Origin of the sequence: Bradyrhizobium sediminis (genome assembly GCF_018736085.1) — a bacterium.
Lineage (GTDB): Bacteria > Pseudomonadota > Alphaproteobacteria > Rhizobiales > Xanthobacteraceae > Bradyrhizobium > Bradyrhizobium sediminis.
This window is the reverse complement of the sequence record NZ_CP076134.1, coordinates 5,512,550-5,534,710: the sequence shown is the minus strand read 5'-3', so window position 1 is coordinate 5,534,710 and position 22,161 is coordinate 5,512,550. Positions and strand designations below refer to the sequence as shown.

Annotated in this window: 17 protein-coding genes; 9 read left to right on the top strand and 8 right to left on the bottom strand. The window is 61.8% G+C overall.

The window, feature by feature from the left end:
* Positions 1–137: 137 nt before the first annotated feature.
* The 3 genes from KMZ29_RS26445 to KMZ29_RS26435 all read left to right on the top strand — a co-directional run bounded on the left by KMZ29_RS26445 (position 138) and on the right by KMZ29_RS26435 (position 1,737).
* Positions 138–830 (top strand): integrase family protein, encoded by a 693-nt coding sequence (locus KMZ29_RS26445; protein ID WP_215621909.1) that lies wholly within the window; start codon positions 138–140, stop codon positions 828–830.
* A gap of 21 nt (positions 831–851) precedes the next feature.
* Positions 852–1,133 carry a Wadjet anti-phage system protein JetD domain-containing protein gene (locus KMZ29_RS26440; RefSeq protein ID WP_215621908.1) on the top strand — a complete coding sequence of 94 codons (282 nt, stop codon included), beginning with the start codon at positions 852–854 and terminating at the stop codon, positions 1,131–1,133.
* Positions 1,134–1,251: 118 nt separating this feature from the next.
* On the top strand, positions 1,252–1,737 hold the full coding sequence (locus KMZ29_RS26435) for an NUDIX hydrolase (protein ID WP_215621907.1): 486 nt from the start codon (positions 1,252–1,254) through the stop codon (positions 1,735–1,737).
* Between the two features lie 5 nt (positions 1,738–1,742).
* On the opposite strand, the gene KMZ29_RS27055 is transcribed toward KMZ29_RS26435, so the two are convergent.
* The 4 genes from KMZ29_RS27055 to KMZ29_RS26415 all read right to left on the bottom strand — a co-directional run bounded on the left by KMZ29_RS27055 (position 1,743) and on the right by KMZ29_RS26415 (position 12,635).
* Positions 1,743–1,952: a transposase gene (locus KMZ29_RS27055; protein WP_369810057.1), complete on the bottom strand. Its 210-nt coding sequence runs from the start codon at positions 1,950–1,952 to the stop codon at positions 1,743–1,745.
* Positions 1,915–10,500 (bottom strand): GH36-type glycosyl hydrolase domain-containing protein, encoded by an 8,586-nt coding sequence (locus KMZ29_RS26425; RefSeq protein WP_215621906.1) that lies wholly within the window; start codon positions 10,498–10,500, stop codon positions 1,915–1,917. The genes KMZ29_RS27055 and KMZ29_RS26425 overlap by 38 nt, the downstream gene beginning before the upstream one ends.
* Before the next feature lie 761 nt (positions 10,501–11,261).
* Positions 11,262–11,555, bottom strand: coding sequence for a hypothetical protein (locus KMZ29_RS26420; protein ID WP_215621905.1), 294 nt, complete (start codon positions 11,553–11,555; stop codon positions 11,262–11,264).
* 84 nt (positions 11,556–11,639) lie between these two features.
* Entirely contained in the window at positions 11,640–12,635 is a 996-nt protein-coding gene (locus KMZ29_RS26415) for a Clp1/GlmU family protein (protein WP_215621904.1), read from the bottom strand.
* Positions 12,636–13,707: 1,072 nt separating this feature from the next.
* Here KMZ29_RS26415 and KMZ29_RS26410 point away from each other — a divergent pair.
* The 3 genes from KMZ29_RS26410 to KMZ29_RS27050 are packed head-to-tail and all read left to right on the top strand — an operon-like array spanning position 13,708 to position 14,679.
* Complete coding sequence (locus KMZ29_RS26410; RefSeq protein ID WP_215621903.1) at positions 13,708–13,941, top strand: hypothetical protein; 234 nt, start codon at positions 13,708–13,710, stop codon at positions 13,939–13,941.
* Positions 13,922–14,500: a flavodoxin family protein gene (locus tag KMZ29_RS26405; RefSeq protein WP_215621902.1), complete on the top strand. Its 579-nt coding sequence runs from the start codon at positions 13,922–13,924 to the stop codon at positions 14,498–14,500. Before KMZ29_RS26410 ends, KMZ29_RS26405 begins: the two co-directional genes overlap by 20 nt.
* Positions 14,461–14,679 (top strand): zinc finger domain-containing protein, encoded by a 219-nt coding sequence (locus KMZ29_RS27050; protein WP_369810056.1) that lies wholly within the window; start codon positions 14,461–14,463, stop codon positions 14,677–14,679. The genes KMZ29_RS26405 and KMZ29_RS27050 overlap by 40 nt, the downstream gene beginning before the upstream one ends.
* 11 nt (positions 14,680–14,690) lie before the next feature.
* Here the strand turns inward: KMZ29_RS27050 and KMZ29_RS26395 are convergent, their stop codons facing one another.
* Complete coding sequence (locus KMZ29_RS26395) at positions 14,691–15,095, bottom strand: Mth938-like domain-containing protein (RefSeq protein WP_215621900.1); 405 nt, start codon at positions 15,093–15,095, stop codon at positions 14,691–14,693.
* 229 nt (positions 15,096–15,324) lie between these two features.
* Between KMZ29_RS26395 and KMZ29_RS26390 the strand changes: the two genes are divergently transcribed.
* Together KMZ29_RS26390 and pcm are read left to right on the top strand one after the other, a co-directional pair.
* Positions 15,325–15,834, top strand: coding sequence for a type 1 glutamine amidotransferase domain-containing protein (locus KMZ29_RS26390; RefSeq protein ID WP_215602955.1), 510 nt, complete (start codon positions 15,325–15,327; stop codon positions 15,832–15,834).
* Between the two features lie 16 nt (positions 15,835–15,850).
* Positions 15,851–16,564, top strand: a complete 714-nt coding sequence (gene pcm, locus KMZ29_RS26385; RefSeq protein ID WP_215621899.1) for a protein-L-isoaspartate O-methyltransferase — start codon at positions 15,851–15,853, stop codon at positions 16,562–16,564.
* 58 nt (positions 16,565–16,622) lie between these two features.
* Here the strand turns inward: pcm and KMZ29_RS26380 are convergent, their stop codons facing one another.
* The 3 genes from KMZ29_RS26380 to KMZ29_RS26370 all read right to left on the bottom strand — a co-directional run bounded on the left by KMZ29_RS26380 (position 16,623) and on the right by KMZ29_RS26370 (position 20,906).
* On the bottom strand, positions 16,623–17,651 hold the full coding sequence (locus KMZ29_RS26380) for a hypothetical protein (protein ID WP_215621898.1): 1,029 nt from the start codon (positions 17,649–17,651) through the stop codon (positions 16,623–16,625).
* 69 nt (positions 17,652–17,720) lie between these two features.
* The gene (locus KMZ29_RS26375; protein ID WP_215621897.1) at positions 17,721–18,917 is read right to left on the bottom strand and encodes a methionine adenosyltransferase; all 1,197 of its coding nucleotides are present in this window, start codon (positions 18,915–18,917) and stop codon (positions 17,721–17,723) included.
* A 1,575-nt stretch (positions 18,918–20,492) separates the two neighbouring features.
* A complete protein-coding gene (locus KMZ29_RS26370; RefSeq protein WP_215621896.1) occupies positions 20,493–20,906 on the bottom strand; it encodes a GNAT family N-acetyltransferase in 414 nt (137 codons plus the stop codon).
* Positions 20,907–20,968: 62 nt separating this feature from the next.
* Here KMZ29_RS26370 and KMZ29_RS26365 point away from each other — a divergent pair.
* Positions 20,969–22,035, top strand: a protein-coding gene (locus tag KMZ29_RS26365) for an IS630 family transposase (protein ID WP_215620268.1) whose coding sequence is annotated in 2 segments (ribosomal slippage) — positions 20,969–21,458 and positions 21,458–22,035 — 1,068 coding nt in all. Because the reading frame shifts where the segments join, the coding sequence is not laid out codon by codon here.
* Positions 22,036–22,161: the final 126 nt, after the last annotated feature.

The following is a 22,161-nucleotide window of genomic DNA, read 5'->3' as shown; positions in this document are numbered from 1 at the left end:
GGGCACGATATGATACACTATCCCTCTGTAATCTCTATCTATTCTCTAGGGAAGAGCCGACCTTCCTATCCGAACGTTCGCCGCGATTTCTGCCCTCCTGCTTACGCGAGAAATCCGGCTCGGGAAGGAAGAAGCGCGTGCCTAAGATCACCAGGAGGGTCGTCGACGCCGCCGAAGTCCTGGCGAAGGACTACGTTGTTTGGGACGACGAATTGCCTGGCTTTGGACTCCGCGTGTTTGCCTCGGGCAAGCGGAGCTATGTCATCCAGTATCGGGCCGCTGCCCGCTCGCGTCGCTATACGATCGGACTTCACGGGGTCTGGACGCCTGAGACGGCGCGGCAGGAAGCATCTATTCGCGCGATCGGCCTACCCGTGGTCGAGTACTTTGAACGGCGCCGGATCGGTGCCCTCGGCACCTACGTCTTCCGCGGCCAAGGCGAAGACAATGCCTTCGGTAGCTTCCCGAACCATTGGCAAAAACTGTTCAAGCACTCTCCACTCTCAGATGTGACACCACACGTCCTGCGCCACAGTTTTGCGAGTATCGCCAATGATCTGGGTTTCACCAAGGTGACGATCGCGGCCCTTGTTGGCCACGCAAAGGGGTCGGTGACGAGCAAATATATCCATACGCTCGACACAGCTCTCATCATGGCTGCGGACACCATCTCGGGCTATATTCAGGGACTTCTTGACGGGATCGAGTTCAAACAAACCGCTTACGCACTGGATCGCGGTTCACGGAAAGCCGCCTTGGCCCGTTTCCTGAGCAAGGCTGTGGCTGGTGATGATGAGAAGGCCGAAGAGGAGCGCCGTCTGGCTGCGTAGAAGGCTACCGCGTATCTTCCCGTGTACCACTGGGGTGATATTGATGCCGGCGGCTTGCGGATTGCTGCGCACCTCGAAGACACCTTCGAAACTGCTATTCGATTACACCAAATGGAGCACGAGCTCGCCCTGACCCTTGGATCGCCACTGCAGTCAAGTAAAGGGCTGGAAAAGTTGGCAAGGCCGGGACAAATCGGACAATTGGCATGCTGGCTTCGCGGCGGAGGAGCAAAGATGTTGGAGCAGGAAGAGCTCGACCCGAAAACACCAATATTCGCGGCACTCGTGCACGATCAATCGTAGTCCAGCGGTCCTCGGCTCGACATTTGGTCAACAACGGTCGGATTGGAGGTCAACATACTTGCTCGACGTGGCGGCATAAAATGCTCCGCGGTTCATCGCAACCCGACAAGGAAGTAGTGTGAGTTCCCCCAAGCGAACTTCCGCAAGACCATCGAGCGCCGGCATACTGGCCTATCGCCGAGTAAGTCACGGCCTCGAAGTGCTTCTCGTCCATCCCGGCGGACCCTATTGGCGCAACAAGGACGACGGTGCCTGGTCGATCCCGAAAGGCGAGATCGGCACATCGGAGGATCCCGAGCAGACTGCCCGTCGCGAGTTTGCCGAAGAGCTCGGACCCGCAGCCTCGATTGGTCACTTGCAAGCCCTGGGAGACATCCGCCAACGCAGCGGAAAGCGCGTGATCGCCTTCTGCGGAGAAACTGATTTCGACACGTCGTCGCTGTCCAGTAATACCTTCGAGATCGAGTGGCCGCCTAGGAGTGGCCGTCTGCAGCCCTTTCCGGAAGTCGATCGCGCTGAGTGGTTCGACCTGGAAGCCGCCCGATCGAAGATCCTATCGGGACAGATCGAGCTCATCGATCGACTTGAAAAGGAAGTGACGTGACGCGATTACATCGGCAGCGCCAGCTGTGGTTCCGCGTCGTCGACATGCTGCAGCGCCGATAGCGAGCGCCCGCCACGTGAGATTCTTCCGTTCGTGTAGGTCTCGCCGGACTGCTTGCGCCGCGGTGTCAGCACGAGGCGGGCGCCGACCGTTGATGCCGACCGGAAGCGTGGCAGGTCAGCCCAGCTGGACTTGCAGCCGATGGACGGCACCATCGTCCTTGAGCGGGATAGAGAGTGGCCGTGTGGCGATCTTCGCGCCATCGAGTTCCGCCGCCGCGACGCCTCGCTGCACGTTTTGCGGGTTCTCGACCACGATCTCGTACCGTGACGCGCCGTGGCGGAGTGTGATCTCGAAACGGGGCCAGGACTTCGGAATGCAGGGGTCGAGACGCAGAACACTGCCTTCGATGCGAAGTCCAAGGATGCACTCGACGCCTACGCGCTGCATCCAGCCGGCCGAGCCCGTGTACCAGGTCCAGCCGCCGCGCCCGATATGGCCGGGTGCGGCGTAGACGTCGGCGGCGACGACATAGGGCTCCACTTTGTAGCGGTGCATGTCGATGCGCGTGCGGGTGTGGTTGATAGGATTAAGCATCCAGAAGAGCGCTGCCGCCTTGTCGCCATCTCCAAGGCCTGCGAAGGCCATCACGGACCAGAGGGCGGCATGCGTGTACTGGCCGCCGTTCTCGCGGACGCCCGGCGGATAGCCCTTGATGTAACCAGGGTCGAGCGGCGAACGGTCGAAGGGCGGCGTGAACAGCAATGCCAACCCGTCGTGGTGCAGAATCAGCTCGCGGTCGACGGCCCTCATACCCTGGGCCGCTCGGTCGGGCCGCGCCGCGCCCGAGATCACTGCCCACGACTGGGAAATAGAGTCGATGCGGCACTCTTCGTTCGTCGCCGAGCCGAGCGGAGTGCCGTCGTCGAACCAGCCGCGCCGATACCAGTCACCGTCCCAAGCTTCACTTTCCAGAGCGGTCGTCAGCGCTTGCATGTGCTTGCGCCAGTTCGCCGACCGCGTCGCGTCACCGCGCGCATCGGCGACGGTTGCGAAGGCGTCGAGAGCGGCGTGCAACAGCCAGCCAAGCCAGACGCTCTCGCCCCGGCCGCCTTCGCCGACGCGGTTCATGCCGTCGTTCCAATCGCCGCCGCCAATCAGCGGAAGGCCATGGTCGCCGACCGCCAGGCTCGCGTCCAGCGCACGGGCACAATGCTCGTAGAGGCTGGCGGTCTCGTCCGAGACGGTCGGCTGGAAGAAGCTGTCGCTCTCGCCTGGCTGCAGCGCCTGGCCCATCAGGAACGGGACGACTTCATCGAGCACGAGGGCGTCGGCGGTGGCTCTCACATAGTGCGCGACCGCGTAGACGAGCCACACGCGGTCGTCCGATATGCGCGTGCGCACTCCCTGGCCCGAGTGCGGAAGCCACCAGTGCTGGACATCGCCCTCGACGAACTGGCGGCTCGCGGTCCTGAGAAGATGTTCGCGGGTTATCGATGGACGGATCGTGGCGAGCGCCATGCAGTCCTGCAACTGGTCCCGGAAGCCATAGGCACCGCTGGCTTGGTAGAAACCCGATCGCGCCCAGACGCGGCAGGCAAGCGTTTGGTAGACGAGCCAGCCGTTGAGCATGATGTCCATCGACCGGTCCGGCGTCTTGACCTGGACTGCGCCGACGATCTCCTCCCAAAATCCACGGACCTCGGTGAGCACAGCGTCCAGGTCCGCCAGACGGTAGCGCGCGATCAGCGATTGCGCCTCCGTCTGATCCTGGGCGTCGCCAAGGAAGAAGACAATTTCGGCAACACCGTTCGGCTCGATCTCGACCGTGGTCTGGAGAGCGGCGCAAGGATCGAGTCCGGAGCCGACCCGCCCCGAAAGCGGGGTACCGTTAACCAAGGCCGCCGGCCAAGCGAGTGCGCCGTTGCGGCCGATAAATTCCCGGCGATCACCTGTCCAGCTCGTTTGACGCCCGGCCAGGTCCGCGAAAGCGGAGCGTCTCGCGAAAGCCGGATTCCACAGGTTGTTTGCAATCATCGCCCCGCTTTTCGGATCGATGCGCGTGGTTATCGATGGCGCCGCCGCACCGCGGGACGCACCGAGAACCCATTCCACGTAAGCCGTTACCGACAGCCGTCTGGTGCGGCCCGAAAGGTTGCGCATTCTCAAGCGCGAGATTTTCAGCGGATCGGCAAGCGGCACATACTCGAGTAGCTCCGCAGCGATGCCGTGCGAGGTGTGCTCGAAACGGCTGTAACCCCACCCATGGCGCGCCGAATAGGTGGCCGCTTCATCCCGGATCGGCAGCGCCGTGGGGCTCCAGAGACGTCCAGTCTCCTCATCCCGAAGATAGAAAGCTTGCCCCGGTTGATCAGTGACTGGATCGTTGGACCAAGGCGTCAGCTGATGCTCGCGACTGTTCACAGACCAAGCGTAACCGCCGCCTTCCGCGGACACCAGGAAGCCGAAGGTAGGATTGGCGATGACGTTGATCCACGGCACCGGCGTCGATTGGCCCGGGCCGAGGATCGTCACGTAGTCGCGGCCACCCTCGGCGAAGCCACCCAGACTATTGAAGAACTCCACGCCAGGTGGCCGTCGCGAGATCTGAAGCTCGGAAGCTGGCGGACCGCGCTGTGCTGTGACCCGGGGCAAAGGCCTCGCTACGGGCGCGCGCTCAAGCTGATCGGCGAGCCGGCCGCGCGCTCCGACTAGGATGACACGCGCGACGGACGCAAGAAGGCCCAGGGCCTCCGGCGAGGTCAGGTCGGCGCGCAGCATGAAGGTGTGCCCGGCCTGCCCATCTTCTCCAATCTGGACCCGGGATTGGCTGGCCCTCACCAGGGTTTCGAGTGCGGTCTGGAGATCCTGAACGTAGGAAGAGGCGAGCTCGTTGACGATAACCAAGTCCACCGCAAGCCGTTTCATCCGCCAATATTCCGCCGCCTGGAGCGCCTCGCGCGCCACACCGAGTTGGTCAATGTCGGAGATGCGGACCAGGATGATCGGCAGATCGCCAGATATGCCCATGCCCCACAAGCCCGGCTGCCCACCACTCCCGCTTTCGATGGTTTCCGACGGCGCGCGCAGCACGGGCGCCGCGTAGACGAGGTGACCCGCCAGACGCTGGTATTGCCCGGCCTCGCCGCGAGTGATGCCGAGGTGGTGCAATTGCACCTGGGCTTGCGTCCAGGCGAGCGCAGCGGCGCGCTCGAAGGCGCCGACATCGTGGTGCTTGTCGGCAAGATCGAGGATCTCCTGGCGTGAGGAGGCGACCATCGTCCAGAAGTCGATCCGTGCCGTCGCGCCCGGCGCGATCCGCACCCGGCGGCGCAGGGCAAATATCGGATCGAGCACCGCACCGGTCGAGCCGGAGAGTGGCCGGCCGCCCATCACTGCGCCCGGCGCGCGAATACTGCCGCCTCGACCCAGAAACCGAGCGCGATCGGTCTCGAACTCGCGCTTGCCCGCCGCCATACCGTCGACTACCGCCAGGTGCGCAGCCCAGATCTGCGGGTCCGTGGGCGCCCGCCGTCGCCTGGTCGCCAATATGGCGCCGAGGCCGGCGAGATGCTCGGTCTCGGTGAACAGTTTCGAGAACGCGGGGTGTGTCAGGTCCGCGGCTTGCCACGCCAGAGCCAGTTCGACATAGGAAGTCACCTCAATCTCGCGCAGTTGGTCGCCGACATTGGAGATCGTCACGCGGCGCACTTCCGCATCGTCTTCGGTGGAAACCAGCACCTCCATGTTGGTCGTCAGCGCCCCGTCTCGACGCGTGAACTCAGCGCGATCCTCGTTGAAGGTGACCTCGCACGCCTCAGGCTCGGTATCAGTCGGCTGGTAGGTCGCCGACCAGACTTGGCCGCTCGCGATGTCCCTCAAGAAGACGTACGAGCCCCAATCGTCGCAGGTGGCGTCCTCTCGCCAGCGCGTGACGGCCAGGTCGCGCCAGGCGCTGTAGCCAGACCCGGCCGCCGTAAGCATCACGGAGTAGCGACCGTTCGACAGCAGCTGCGTGGCGGGCGTAGCGGTGTATGGGCTGGCCTTTCGCCAAGTGCCGGGTCCTTCGATCTCGCGGATCCTGGCCGCCGACATCGCATCCGAGACCAGCGGTGGAGTCGCCGTGACGTCGCGTGGCACGCGCTCCTGCAGAAGCAACTCTGTCGCCTGAACGATCGGCTCAGCATGGAAGCGGTTTCGCATCACACCATCCAGCAGGGCATCGGCGATCGCGGTGATCGTCATGCCTTGGTGGTGGGCCATGAAAGCACGCACAATGGCAAGGCGATCTCCGTCCGGAACGCGGGCTCGCGTGAAGTCCAGCGCCTCGTAGAAACCATAACGGCCGCGGGCGCCAAGGACTTCGAGCCGCTCGAAGTTCTGCACGGCGGCCTGAGGGTCGACCATGCTCGCCAGGGCGGTGGCATAGGGAGCGACCACGACATCATCCGCCAGCCCTCGCTTCAGGCCGAGACCTGGAATGCCGAAGTTGGAGTATTGGTAAGTGAACTCCAGATCTTGCGCGTTGTATGCGGACTCCGAGACGCCCCACGGCGCCCGCATCGTCGCTCCATACTCGATCTGGCGGCGGACAATCAGCCGATTGGTCTGCTCGATCAAGCTCTCGGCCGGCGCCTTCATGACGATGGAAGGCATCAGGTACTCGAACATCGAGCCCGACCACGAGATCAGTGCTGCGCCATTTGCTACCGCAGTCACCGCACGGCCCAGCCGGAACCAATGCCGCGCCGGTGCGTCCCTCTTGGCGATGGCCAAGAAGCTTGCCAGCCTCGCCTCCGAGGCGAGAAGGTCATAACAGCGCGGATCGAGCTCGCCCTCAGGCGCCCGATATCCGATTGAGAGCAGCAGCCGCTCGGGGTCGAGCAGAAAGTCGAACTCCATCGACAGCGCTGTCAACCGCGCGGCTTCCTCCAGCGACTTCAGCCGCTCCTCCAGCGAGTCTTCGCTAGTCGCGCGGAGATCGCGCCGGTGACTTTCCATGCAGGCACCTAGTGCATCTGCCCAGAACTGCAGGTCCGCGCCCGCCTGGTCGCTTTCTTCGAGAACGATCTGATGGACCGCGTCCGCCACGATCGCGGCCTGTTCGGAAAGTTCCGCGAGCCGCTGTTCGATACCAATGGCGCCGGCACTCACCTGAAGCAGGCTAGACGCTAGTCGTGCAATCTCGTCATCGAGCCGCCGCCATGACACCGCCTGAAACTTGCGCAGGCCGCGCAACCGGCGAGCCTCGTCCCGGACCAGGTCGAGAACATCCGCCACGCCTTGCATGCGCTGCTGCTCCGCCATGGCCGAGGTGCTCCACTCATGGCACGCGTTGGCGAGCGCGATCAGGTGTCCAGCAAGGTTCCCGCTGTCGACCGAGGACACGTACTGCGGATCGAGCGGACGCAGGTCACGTGTATCGTACCAATTGAAGAAGTGGCCCCGGCACTTTGTCAGCCGATCCATGGTCGCGAGCGTCGCCTCGAGGCGCTCCACACCCTCGAGGGTCCCGATCCATCCGAAGTCCCGCGCGCACGCTACCGACAACAAATAGAGGCCGATATTGGTCGGCGATGTGCGATGGGCTAACACGAACTCTGGAGCTTCTTGCAAATTGTCTGGCGGAAGCATGTTGTCGGTCGGTGTGACCGATGCTTCGAAGAAACGCCATGTCCTTCGGGCTATACGGCGTAAACTATGCGCGTCGGCTTCGGCCAGCGGACGCCGGCCCAAGACTCGAGGCGACAGGCTCGCCCAAAGTGCAACGGTCGGAGAGGCGAACCAGGCTCCCACGAACACGGCAGCCAAGGGCCACGTTTGTCGTCCCCAGAACCAAGCCACGCCCATGGCTACAGCGCCAATGACCAAGGCCCCAGACATTCGGCGGTAGAAGCGCAGCGCCCGTGGATGCGGCCCGAACGCCGCGTGGGCCGCAGGGACCCATTCGAGAAGGTTGCGGCGCGTAACCGCGAGCCGTACCAGGGTGCGAAAGATTGCGTCACCCATCAGCCAAGCCTGGTGAGCCAGGAAAACGATCATCAGGCCAGACTGGATAAGCGCAAGGCGCAGCTCCGCGCCCAGAGCCCGGACATGACTGCGCAGCGTCACGCCGGGGCGGCGCGGTGCGATCTCCGCGATCACGGGAATAAGTGGCGGCAGGACGATCGTCGATAGAATGAAACCGGTCCAGAGCGCCGCTTCTTCAAGCGGCATGGCCCATCCTGCGATCAGGGCCGCAACAACCGTCGGCGCAGCCAGCGACCGCCGCAGGTTATCGAGCATCTTCCAGCGGCCGATCGCGGGAACCCCCGACAGCGGCCGATGACCGGCCCGTCTGGGCCCACGTCCGAAGAGCCAAGGTAGCAGCTGCCAGTCGCCTCGCGCCCAGCGGTGGTGGCGAAGAGCGGCAACGTCATAGCGAGGGGGGAAATCCTCCACCACCTCGACATCAGAGGCCAGGCCGGCGCGGGCGAATATCCCCTCGAACAGATCGTGGCTGAGGAGCGTTGACTCCGGCACGCGTCCGTGTAGCGCCGCCTCAAAGGCGTCCACGTCGTAGATGCCCTTGCCTGTATATGAACCTTCACCGAACAGGTCTTGGTACACGTCCGAGACCGCTGCGACGTAGGGATCGATGCCGGTTGCGCGGGAGAACACGCGCAGAAAGAGCGAGCCTTCGCGCCCCACCGGCAGTGCAGGCGTGACCCTCGGCTGCAGGATCCCGTAGCCTTCGACGACTCGCCCCAGATCTGGGTCAAAGCGCGGCCGGTTCAGAGGATGCGCCATCTTGCCGATCAGCCGTCCGACCGTCTCGCGGGGGAGCCGCGTGTCCGCATCGAGCGTGACGACGTACCGCACATTATTGGGCACAGTGGGGGGCGCCACAAATGTAGTGTCCTTGGCGCCCCGCAGGAGCCGATTGAGTTCGCACAGCTTCCCGCGCTTTCGTTCCCACCCCATACAACAGCATTCGCATTCGCTCCACACGCGCCGCCGATGCAACAGCAGGAAGCGGTCGCCGCCCGGTGCAGGTCCGTAGCGTTGGTTCAGCCTCGCGATGCCGTCTTTTGCTGCGGCCAGCAGCTCTTCGTCGCCGGCCTCATGCTCGGTAGGCGCATCGCGCCAATCGGACAGCAACGCGAAATGAAGATCGCCCTGAGCGCTCGCCAGGTAGTGGATTTCGAGCCGGCCGATCTGCTCCTCGATTTCTTTGAGCGAGGTCAGCAGCGTCGGCACGGCGACCAGAGTGCGCAGGTCTGCGGGGATACCGCCACGCAGCTCGAGCGCCGGCAGCAAGGTGGCGCGGAAACTTCGGGTGATGAGGTAGTTGACGACCGCAACGGCTAAGTCGATCGCCGGGACGAATCCGAGAATCCCGAGCAGCAGCAGCCATCTCCACTCCAGACCATCCCATGCGGCGACAGACAACGGCACGGCCAGCAGGCCGGCTGCGACCACAGTGCCGGAGCCGACATAGCCGCCGATTCCCAGCGCGCGATAGGCCAGTCGCGGCCAGCCCATCGGAGATGGCCTGAAGCCGATCGCCGCTTCGAATCCGGCTCGCCCGCCCGCGATCAAGTAGTAACCGGGATCTGTCAGGCGGACGTTGCCGTCATCGGCACTCGCCTCGAACGCTCGCCTCGCCGTCTCCACTGCCGCGTGAGCTACTTCCAATTCGGTGAGTTTACAGCCGCGAGCGAGGTGTTCGACTGCGTTGCGATAGAGATTGCGCGACGGGAAATCCATGCGCTCGAAGGCGCTGCCGGCCTTGAAGACGTCATCGACCAGGCTGACGCGCTCGAACAGCTCCGTCCAATCGACGTCGGTGATGAGGCGCATGCTGGTGATGATATTACGCACTGTGACGGCGCCGGCGACCTGCCTCTGGTGCTCGCCGCGAACGACGGCTTCGGCAGTCGTTCCCTGCCGGGCCAGCTGCTCGTCGAGCCACTCTAACGCCGGCGCAACGCTGGGATCCTGATCGCGCAACCGATGGACCAACTGCATGAGAAAACTGTCTGGGAATGTTGCCTGTGGATGCTGCGGAAGGACGACCTCGGCTGGTTCGACGGCGCGCTCGCCAGTCCCCAGCAACCGGTCCGCCACGACGTCTGCGGCGTCGCGCCCGACCCGGCTGTCGACGACGCGCTCGGCGATCCGCCTGAGGTTCTCGACGAGCACGATGCGCAAGGTGGTCGCCACCGCCCACAGTTCGCCAATGCTCAGCGGCTGCACTTCCTGATAAGCGCGCAGGTAGCGGTGCAGCACCTCCGGGTCGAAGAGGCTGTCGGTGTGGGCCACATACGCCCAAGCCACGCCGAGCACGCGCGGATACCCCGCAAAGGGTCCGCTGGCGAGCTTGGGTAGCTGCCGATAGTAGCCGGGCGGTAGATCGACCCGGACCTCGCGGATCTGCTTCTCCACCACATAAAAATTGTCGATCAGCCACTCGGCCGTGGGGGTGATGGCCGCCCCCGCATCGACAGCCTTGGCGACGTCGCGGTAGGCGGCCAGAAGCATAGCCTCATTGTCAGCCAGCCTCATCGACAACGAGGCGCCCTTCACGCGGCCGGGCGTCACGGCTTGCGCGGTGGCAAGGCTGCGCGCGTGTTCTTCAAGCCGTTCGACACTAAACAGCTCGGCCCGGATGGGAGCTCCGTCGTCCCATGGCGGGGACGGTCCGCGCCGAAACCACAAGCTCAGCGCACTCTTGAGGCGCGATCTACGCCGGCCCGCGAAGTCATCGATCTCGACAAGCATCGTCTTGCGGCCCCTTCAACGTGGGCCTGGCCGCCGGCCACGCCAGCGGCCCACACTCCCACCATCCTTCAGGAGCGGCCTCAAGCCGAGACGGATCTCGCGTCCGTGGTCTTCGTAAGCGGCTCGCTCGGGACGGCACCCTCGACAACTACTTCCGCGCACTCGCCATGGCGGCGGATGGCGCGGGCCAGACAGTTCGCCTCTCGGATCGCTAACTCTCTCGACCAGAAGGGCGTCATCATGCGCTTATCCATCCGGATGGCCCAGCCGTGCTGCTCTTTGACAACATTAAATGTAATCATCGCATGTCACCGCCAATAGGCTGCAAGGAACCCCGTACCTCACTGGGACGATCGAAACTGCATACTAATATCCATCAAAGGATCGGCGGCGTTGATCTACGTCAAATGTTCCGGTGGCGCCGGTTCCCCGGGTAACAAAGCTTATTATTGCACTGGGAAAGTCTGCAGCCTCGCTGTTCGGCGCTTCGATCACTATCGAGGATGCCCGCAAACAGGCGCTCAGCTTTCAGGGCATGCCAGTCCGAACTACCTATCACCCAGGGTTTGTGTTGCGCTTCGGCGGGAGAGGATCGCAGCTGTGGCGAACAGCGGTTCAGGATCTGCGCAGATCTTGGAAGCTGGCGAGATCATCTTCTCCGACTTCCGTTCCGTGATGGGGGGCGTCACTAGGGCTCGTTTCGCCAGCGCCTTTATGCAGTCTATTTCGCCTGACAGATCACCCCTGGACGCTTCGTCGTCTCACGGCTTTTGAACATTGAGGTTGTCCTCAAGCCACGTCTGGCAATCATCCTTGAAACCATGCCACGCGGCGCCTTCTCCATAGCGCATGACGAGGAGCCGGTCGCCCTCCTTTAAATACCGTTCTAGTTCATCTCTTATCTGGGTCGGCGTTTTTTCGGTTATCACCAGCCATGTTGAATCAAGACAATCCCAATAACCACCGCTTCCGATTGCCTCGAGCGCTGTATAAAGGTCGCCATACTTCTCCCCTTCCGACGGATGCAAATCATATCCAATCATGTAGAGGGGCATCGGCGGCTCCTTTTGGCTATATCACCGGCAAACGTTTGAACACACGCGTCAGTGGATTTTCATTATCGTTCATGGTCACTTGATTCACCAGGCCCATTTGATTTGTCCGAGTTCGCCGCCTTCGGGCGTTACGTACACATCGCCGAACTGGATGATCTGAATCTTGTCGCGCTCGACCGGAGTGACGAGCGCTATTGTGCCGGCCGCAAAGTCAATGCGTTCGATAATCCCGAGTCCTAGACAGCGGCCGGCCGCGTCGGCAATTCCGCATAAGAGGTTTCTCTCGAAGCCTGCTGGCAACAGCTTGCTGTCGGTTGGCGGAGCGGGTGGCGTGCCGACAATGAGAATGCCTTCGGAGCTCCGCTCGGCACGCACCGCTCCGTCGAGTTCAAACGGAGTCCCGGAGAACAGGAGAGTGCGCTGGAAAGTGAGCGAGCCGAACGGGAGTTCCACCGACGCGGCTCCGGCAAAGTGCCGCGCGTATGACCGTCGTCGCACCTCGATCTTTTCGTAGTCATCCTTGCCATGCGCCCTGCCGGAAGGTTTGATCTTGAGGATTGGCACATGCCGGTTGGCCATGCGGATCGGCGCAAGCTCATTTCGTCTTTCGATGGCCACGATGGCATCCGGCCGAACAGCTTCGATCTTGTAGTTCTTCAGGACACGGCCGGATCCATGGACCAACCCCGTCGTATCGATGATCACGAACGTGGCATGCGCCTCACGGGAAAGACTGGCCGTCCCGATCACAAGCGGCAAGAAGCGTCCGATCGGACCTGTGCTGCCGACGAAGTAGAAGGCTGCGGGCGACACGGTCGAAAAATCGACCGGTGACGTGACATAGCCCAGGGTTACCGTCGTGGGTGGACCAAGACTGCTCTGTCCTATGTCAGCATCGACGACGGCAACGTCGGCCGGACGCGCAAGCAGCGCTTCGGCCAGGTACCGACAGAAGCTGCTTTTCCCAGCGGCCGAGCCGCCGATGACAAGGACCTTGCGCAGGCGGCGTTCAAATATTTCGGCGGCAGCCGCCTCCCAATCTAGCGGCACATGGAGTTTGCGATCTGAGTCCGCAATCAATGCTTCACTCCAGCTATTGGCAACGTCTGAGGGCGTTCCGGGTTCCTTGCGCAGAGAGTTTATTGTTGTGGAAATTTGCCGGTTTTGGCGGCTCAATGACAGTGTGCTGGTGAACTTTGGCCTCGTACACAGTCACATGAAGCCGTGGATACCGCTTTTTGACCGCCACGGCGGCCTTCTCAGCTGCCTCATAGGTTTCGTGTCCCGATTTCAATTGGCGATCGACCGCGACATAAAATGGCGCGACCAGGGGTGCTTCGCTGCGCTTTCGCGCTGGGGCAGTCGCTTCATTCGGGGCGACCGCTGTCCTGTTCAGCCCTGCATGTTTCAAGGGCCTCTTTCGTGTGCGCCTTGCCATCACGTGGCCTCCTGCAGAAGTGCCGACCGTCCATCGCATGCATACCGTGCAGGCTGCATTTTTCACCGCCGGTGCTGGCCTACAAGCTCAGAGAATTCCAAAATGTATGGCTCGGCCAAAGCAATAGCGATACCAGTGGTATCCCGTCTCGCCCATTCGATAGCAGCCGCCTCAGCACTGCTGGGCAGGACCATCCCGACCGACAGAAGCGCCGCGACAGCGGACAACAAAGCGAACCTGCGCATGCGGTTTCCCCTCGAAGCGGGTCTTCACGTCAAGTGACCGTTTGCCGCATCACCTCGGTGCCATCGGCATGCACCACCACGCCTTTGACGGAGATCAACGCTCGCCTTCTGCGCAGGCGCGAAGGTCTAGGCGTCAAACCTACAGTGCCGATTGGCACCAGGTCGCTCGGAACGGGGCGATCCGGAGGGTGAGGCGACTTTCGGTCGAAGTAAGCCACATGGTAACGGCAGAGCGGACCAAACTCTATGCTGAAAGCGTGGGCTTAGATGATCAGCCAGGCACTTGTTCGATCGGGATCGCGCTGCTTGCGGCCACCACGGTCGGCGGAGACGACGCGCCGCGCATTGGAGCGAAGCCCTCTCTACTCTGAAGAGCTTGGGATTGATCTGGCAAAGCGCAGCGATTTTACGTGTTACGGCTATGTCCCCCACGACGGTCGCAAATCAACGCAGGTTCTGCGCGACTGTGATGCTGATCGCCATCGCTTACCCGGTTGCACCATGCAGCGCGCGATGCCTGCGAAACAAGGATTGGCTGCTGGCCTCTTATGGCGTCTGGCCGGTGACCATGAAAATCTTCCTGCGCAAGATGCTCCCGTTCTGGGCCAAAGCGGATGTGAGACACGAGTTTCGCTTTTTTGTCATGCTACAGGATGCCGCCGACACTGTATTGGGATGTATACATGAAAATCCTCGGCTTTAATGGGGCTCCCGCCAAGACGGGCGCCGTTGCCACACTTCTGTCTGAATCACTCCGAGCGGCGGCGGAAGAAATTGCGGAGCTTGGCGAGACTCCCAATACGGCGGTCATCCACTTGGTCGACATTGTGAAAGAGTTCCACGACGGTTCATTCACGAACATCCCAACCTCACTTCAAAGTACGTTCGACAGTATGAGTACCGCCGACGGCTTCGTCTTCGCGACGCCCGTCCATTGGTTCAACATGAGCGCCCTCATGAAATGCTTCATCGACTGGCTAACCTCGCTTGAGCAGGACACATGCGAGCTAGAGGGGAAGGTAGTCGGAGTACTAGCCCATTGTGACGAGGACGGCGGGAACCAGGCGGTAACAAGCATCCTCTCACCGCTCGTACACATGGGGATGCTCGTGCCGCCATACTGTGCCTTTTTCAAGAACAAGTACATGGCGTCGCGGAGTGAAGCAGGATGGCAGGCGGTTGACCATCGACTCGTTGGTAAGAATGTCGTCCGTCTTGCGGCATGCGTTCAATTCAACAAAAGGGGCTGGAAACTGACTTGAAAAACGCCAAGGCTCGTTCTTCTCCGATAAGCATCTTGCGGACTTCGTGGCATGCCGAAAGGTCCCTCTTGCCAGAGCGCCATAAACAAGGGCGTTGCCCGCGCTGCCGGTCACCCCTGAAGATTTTCAAGGTCGGCGGCCGCACCGCTTATTACTGCCCGCGCTGTCAGGGCGACTGACGACCGCGCCGCTAACAGGTCGTGTGGAATAGCCCTGCGACCTGCTCTGTCTTGCGCAAGTCGTTATAGATGTCGACGGCATCCTGCGTCGGCAGCACATGCACGCGCACGCCTTGCCGCTTCAGCAGCGCAAGCGTCGCGTGACAGATGCCCAGCCGCTTCAACATACCTTGTGACAGCACGATGGTCGTGGCGCCGTGATCCAATAGTTCGCGTACATCGGCAGGCTGAATACCAGGCGCGTGTTCTGTCCCGGTCTCGCGCCAATCCCACTCCCGGGCACCGCCGGGAAAGAGCTTGGCATCTCTGAACGTCCCAACACCTTCGACCTCGATCCTGCCCCAGGCAATGGTCGTGATGCGTGGAGAGTGCATCTTCGCCTCGGCGGCGATGGAGATGGGCGATGCTTCGGACATGGCGCAAACATCCATGGCGTTTACTGACGGGAATGAAACAATTCTTATAGCCACGACTGGCATCTGGCTCTTTGACAGGGATCAAGCGGCTCATATAGCCGAATGGTAGGGCTGATGCGCTCTTCGGGAAGGACCCAGAAATGCAGCATGGAACGCCCGCCTGCTCCCAAGACGGGGCGGCAGGCTTTTGGCATCTGAGGCCTTCGAGGCGGAATAGCGGGAGGAGCGCGTGCGAGCCCTGATCGTCAGCTCCGATCGCTTCGAAGACAGCGAACTCGCCGAGCCGCGGCAACAGTTGCTGGCAAAAGGGGTGGAGGTGGACATCGCCGCACCGCAGCAGCGGCTTATCACCGGCAAGCACGGGCACAGGGTGAGTGCGGACCTCACCCTCAGCGCGGTGCGGCCGGAGGACTACGACCTGCTGCTGTTACCCGGCGGCGAAGCGCCGGCGAGCCTCCGGAACCTCCCCGAGGCGGTGGCCATCGCCCAGCATTTCCTTCGAGCCGACAAGCCCGTGGCAGCGATCTGCCATGGGCCGCAGCTCCTGATCGCTACCGGCCTCATGGCGGGCCGCACCGCCACCTGCTATCGTGCGGTGCGACGAGAGTTGGAGGCCGCAGGAGCGAACTATCTGGACCGCGAGGTGGTCGTAGACGGTAATCTCGTGACCTCGCGCCGGCCGGCCGACCTTCCCGCCTTCATTCAGGCGATCTTCACGATCACGAGACTGTCGCGCTGAGTCCGGGGGCGAGACCATGAATGGCTGGCAGATTCCCTCTCCCAGGAAGCCGAGCAAGAGCAAGGCGGATTTTGCCCGGGAGCGCCGCGAGAAAGTCGCCTCGCTCATCAAACAGGGCCTGCTCAAATCCGAACTCATCAAAAAGGCGTTGTTGAAGGTGCCGCGGGAGGATTTTATTCCGCGGCCGTATCGGGATTATGCCTATCTTGAGGTGCCTTTGCCGCTGCCCGGGCTCGCGGCGACCATCTCCTGTCCGCACAGCTACCCGCTCTTCTACGAACCGCTAGGACTGGACCAGGGCCACAGGTTTCTCGAAGTAGGCTTGGGCTCTGGCTACGGGGCAGCGGTCGCGCGCGAGGTAGTGGGCGAGGAGGGCCAAGTGGTATCGATGGAAATCGACCCCGTGACCTTCAAATACGCCAAAGCCAATCTTGAAAGAGCGGGCTACCGGGATGTCGTGCTGGTGCTGGCCGACGGCGGCTTGGGCTATCCCGAGCTGCAGCCCTATGATCGGATCGCTCTCACCGCCGCCTGTATGGAAATCCCCGCGCCGCTGCTGGAGCAACTCGCCGTTGGCGGAAGGCTCATTGCTCCGGTCACCGGGGCCAACGGGCAGGATCTGACCGTCTTCGAAAAGTCCACGACCGGCGTTTCCCAGAAGATCATCTGCACCGTGCTCTACGTCAATCTGCGCGGGCAGTACGGCATTCCGGGGGAGCAGGATTCTTGAAGCCGGCGCGGCGGGCATGCCCCTATCTCGCGCAACGAACCGTCTGGAGAAGCGATGATCATGCAGCTGCCGCGTCGATTCCGTTCTCGACGCTCTTCATGAATCCACTCGCCACGTGGCCGGTCACGTCAATCCGCTGCTCGCGAACTGCAAGCGAGCCGCCAAAGCCGCCTCGCTCTCTGGCGGTGCAAGCGGTCGTCCGCTGAGCGCGCATGAGAAATTCAAGCGCCGTCAGGATGCGCTGCCGATAGCCCTCCGTCCGCCGGTCCTGGCTTGAGGCGGCGACCGCGTACGTGTCGGCGAGCCCTTCCAGGGCGCAGGCGACTTCGACGCACGCCTGCGCCTCCGGCCGGCGCGCCACACGATCGTAGAAGCCGCTCGCGATCACCTGATCCTGGAGTTCGAAGAGGAAAGAGCGAACCAGATCCTTCATTTTTGGCTTCGCCGTAACCTCGAAAAGCGATCGGCCCGCCTGCGACTGCCAGTTCGCAAAGAACACGAGGAAGTCCGGCTGTACTCGACCCCGGTCATAGTACGCGTGCTTGTAATGTGAAAAGCTGCGTTCGACGCTGTCGATGTACCGGGCATCCCTCGTCAACCGGTAGGCTTCCAGCAGCGACAGCATCGCCTCGGCAGGATACAGTTCCTCGCCGCTATCCGACTCGGCGCCAAAGAAGATCTTGTAAGAGCCGTCCTTCCTTTGCTGACGGAGGATACCCTCTATAAGCGGCGCAAGCTGCCGTGTCTTGTCGGAAAGCTCGGAACGAGCGAGCGCGAGAGCCAGGAAGGCGCTATGGGCGATCGAAGATCGCTCCTCTTTCGCCGCCACGATCGCGTATCCATCTCGATCGACGATGAGCCGGCTGAAGTGCTCAAGGGACCGCCGAACCAGGGGGCAAAGGTCGTCTCGCCCAAGAAATGCGCTCAGCACTTCCACGTCCCAGATCGCCGCGATGTCGCGAATGGGTTCGCCGTCGCCGACGGTGACGTCATTCTCAGGATCATACAGATACAGAAGCCGGCCCGTGCGCTCGTCGACCATGCCCTTGTACCAGTCGAACACAAGACGGAGCCGCTCGCCGAGCATCCCGGCAGGCTTCTCCTCATGAGCCTGAGTGTGCGACTCTCGCTGGCCAGTCATGGATGCGCTACCCGGCTAGAACAACTCAATCGTGCCATTCACGAAATCATCAGCCAGCGCCCGGATACGAGTGAACCGGTCAGCGGCGATCGCCTCGATTCGATTGCGCAGATCAAGTCCTCGACAGCCTTCCTGCATAACGACGTTGACAGCGACGATGGCCGGGTCGTTTATGGGCGCGCCAATTTGACCGACTATCAAGCACTCGGCATGCGCTGTCTCCTTGACCTCGGCAACCACCGACTGCGCAACCTGTCGCGACAGAACGCTGTAGATCTTGCCGATATGGCTGGCCGGGTTTTTTCCCGCGACCGCCTCGAGACTCATGGGACGGCATGGTGTGATCAGGCCGTTCACGCGATTGCCCCGGCCGACCTGACCGTCATCTCCTGCCTCCGCCGACGTGCCCGTCACCGTCAGGTAGATGTTGCCTGACGCGGGCCGGTCAGCGTTGTTGACATCAACCTCACACTCCCGAAATCCGTGTGCTGCCGCTATGTCTCGCGCAAGTCGTTGGAGCTCGGCTTTCTGGCAAAGGTAGTCATCGATGTCGACTAGGTAGCGGCCAACCATGGCGCACGCGATCGTCAGCCGCAGCTTTTCGCCGGATCGGATCGCCATGATCTTGATGTCTTCGCCCCAGGCTGGCTTTTCACTGGAGCGGTCTCTTCCATTGATCTGCTTGTCAATCGCCAGAACGAGCTGCTCAAGTCGACTCAGCGGAGCATGACCGACCCCGATCGAAGTATCGTTGCAAAGCGGGACGTCACCCTGCGCGCTGCGGGCAAATAGCGCCTGCAGATCTTGGGATACCGGTCGGGTGAGCACGTTGATACGAACGTGCCGTTCCGGATCCAGAGCATGCAGTTTACCGCGCAGCCAGGATCGAGAGCTTTCCACGGCAATTTCCTCGATTGGAATGTGCTCGGCTCCGACCTCCGCTGTTGCGCGACCCGCAAGATAGACATTGATCGGACTTACGACTTCCCCTCCCCCCATTTGAGGAATTGCCCGCCCTCCCCACAAGAGGGCCTTGTCGACGTTGTGATGGAAGATATCGCCGAAGCGTCGCCGGTATTCGCGACAGAGCGCACGAGAAAACGCCTCTGCGAGCCCATCGCAGATCGTGTCTGGATGACCTAGCCCCTTCCGTTCGACAACCTCGACTGCATTGTCGATCGGTGCCATCTCAGAGACGACGAAATGATCCATGCTGATAAGCCGTTGGAACCAGTTGCCAACGACTGATCGATTTCTGCCCAGGGGTATTGACCTGAATCAACGCTTGTGACGCTGGCTGTTCGAAGAGTTGCGGAAAGCAAGCGCAAGAAAGCGTGCGTCGCCGCAGATGCCAGGCTCAGCCGACGGCGAATGCAGGGTGCCAAGAGGGGCGGCATTATTTCATGGGAAGCTTGAGGACGGCGCCTGACCGACATCCCGGTCGCGGTGCGGGCCATTTCGACTTCAGTGCCATCGCCGCATCCGCATTGCGGTCTGCACCCCAGCATGGCGAGTTTTATCTCGCAAGGGGCCAATCGCAATGGGCCGCCGAATTGCAAATTCGGCGGCCATGTGATCCGCCTGCCTTCACTGGCCTAACAAGGGATGGAGAAGAAACTTTTTATTGCAGCGGTTCTTTATAGAGGTGTCGTGTCCTGAATCGCTGCCTCGACCTTGACCCACATCAAAGCAGCTCTTGTTCGGATATGTCTAAGTATTTTTCACGATAGTTAGCTAGGGTGGTTTCATCATCGGCTTACCTCGGAAGCTATCCGATGGCTGTGAGCAGAAGACTCGCGCCTTAACTCAGCGTGAGCACCCCATGTCCAAAAACTCCCACCGCCCGATCTGCCCTAAGTGCGGCAAGCCGATGTACTTCGTCGTCGTCAAGACAGGCGGTCGCAAATTTCGCTGTATCAAGTGCGATGACATCGACCCAATGCAGGTCCCAGATTTTCAGGCATGGGCCAAGAGCGAATTGCGGCCGCCGAAAACGACATAAAGGCCGCCTGAGTTGGGCCGGTCTCGGAGCATCACGCCCAACCAGCGCCTGACGCTGGTTGGGCGTGATGCAGGTGAGCGAATAGGGGCGTTCCCAACGCGCAAGAAACTCTTGGTGTCGAACTCTGGCTCCGATGGCGACGGTTACAATTACTGCGTAGCCGGCACGGGGGCGGGGGGCCTGTCCAATCCCCCCGGGGGTGTTCAGGGCGGGGGGTGGAGGCGATGCTCTCGTTCGTAATTTCAGATCTGATGCCCACAAGGGAAGGCAACGTTCATTACCCCCTGATTTCATCTGACCGGCGATCACTGGTAGCCATGTGGTAGCCACGCCCCATCGCACCGTAGACGCACGTCGCCAGGGCATTGAAATCATGGCGCACCACGGTCGATGAAGATGGGCAATATTGTTTCGCCGTGGCACTATGACGTCGCAGCCTATCACACGCTAGAACCCGAGAATGTGCGACCGCATGCGAATTAACGCTGCACCCACAACAGGGAGCAGTTTTCCGATGTCGCGGCCATCTCGATGCGCCTCCATGGACAAGGTGCAGAGCCATCCTCGGAATCGGCGCGAATGTCCGTTCTTGGGGGTGGACCGGAGGTTGACGGCGGGGCGCCAGAATTGCGCAAATGACCCCGAGCCGACTTCAGCGTCGTGTGCGCCGGCGACCAGCCGCGACCGCGCTTCCTAAGCTTTCCACCATGTCGCCACTGATGAGTTCGACCAGAACCGACGGCATTATTGCGTGCGCTCTAGGCATGCTAAATGGCAGGTGACGATCATTCTGCGCCTTCCACGAGTCGGTTCAAAGCGTTGGTAGGCATAATCCACCGCCGCCACTCAGGGTCCTCCGTCGCGCCGAGGCCGCGGTAAAATGAATGCGCCAACACATTGTCGTTCAGCACGAACCAGCAGAAGCGCTCGTGCCCTGTCGCGCGGGCATGCAGGGCCATTTGCCGCATGAGCCTTTGGCCGACGCGCCCACCTCGGCACTCGGGATCAACATAGAGCCACTTCAGCATCAGAAGTGGTTGCAGCGTATGCATGAACGGGATTTCGTAGTGGACCACCATTCCGGCGAGTGACCCCGTGCCTGCGTCTGCGACGTAAGCGCCAAATTCGGGCCGCTTACCGAAGCCACGGCGAAGCAGCTCCGCTTCGTCTAATACCAACGGCCGCGGCTTTTGACTCATTTTGGGATTCCCAAATCAGAGAAACTCTGACTCGATGTTTGCTTTTGAGAGGAGCAGCATCGATGGGTGGAGCGGTTAGGATCCTACGGCTTGATTTGACGGCAAAGGACCTTCGTGCGGCGGCGGGCCGGGAGAAGGATGGTTCAGCAGCACGGCGGATGTTGGCTCTTGCGATGGTGCTCGATGGGATGGATCGCAAGTCGGCGGCGGAGAGCTGCGGCATGGATCGCCAGACCCTGCGGGATTGGGTGCATCGCTACAACGCTGAGGGCTTGGACGGCCTGCACGATTTGAAGACGCCAGGTCCCACGCCAAAACTCACAGCGGAGCAGCAAGCCGAACTGGCCAAGCTGGTTGAGGCCGGGCCCGATCCGGCTCGCCATGGGGTAGTGCGCTGGCGGCGCGTGGATTTGCGCGACGAGTTGCAACGGCGCTTTGGCGTCGCATTGCATGAACGCTCGGTCGGCAAGGTGCTGGCGAAGCTCGGCTACCGCCGGCTCTCGGTGCGTCCGCGCCATCCGCAGGCCGACGAAGAAGCCCAGGAGGCCTTTAAAAAAACTTTGCCGCAACGGTCGCGGCGCAACTCCCCGACCGCGCGAAAGACAAACCCATCGAAATCTGGTTCCAGGACGAAGCCCGCATCGGCCAGCAAGGGACGCTGACCCGCGTCTGGGCCAAGCGAGGAACAAGGCCTCGTGCGCCACGCGACCAACGCTACGAGTGGGCTTACATTTTTGGCGCCGTCTGTCCGCAACGCCGAGCTACGGCGGCGCTCGTCCTGCCCGCCGCCGATACCGATGCCATGTCCATGCATCTGGCCGAAATCGGCCGCCGTGTTGCGCCGGGAGCACATGCTGCGCTCGTCATTGATGGCGCAGGCTATCACGTCGCGGCGCGTCTCTCCGTTCCAAGCAACATCACGCTCGTCCGCCTGCCGCCCTACGCTCCAGAGCTGAACCCGGTCGAGAATGTCTGGGAATATCTGCGCGGCAACAAACTCGCCATCACCGTGTTCGAAAGCTACGACGACATTGTCGACAAATCCTGCGCTGCTTGGCGCTTCTTCGCCGACGACCCCGAGCGCGTTGCCTCAATCACATCCAGAACCTGGGCGACGGTCATTCCTTGAGGCCGTTGGTATAAGCTGAAGTTCTGAGCACGCTCAAAGCTGACGATCGCACGCATGAGCCGAAGCAGCTCCGGTACGTCGCTCTCGTTCATTGGCCGTATCGTGATTGCGGTGGTCGTTCGGGGG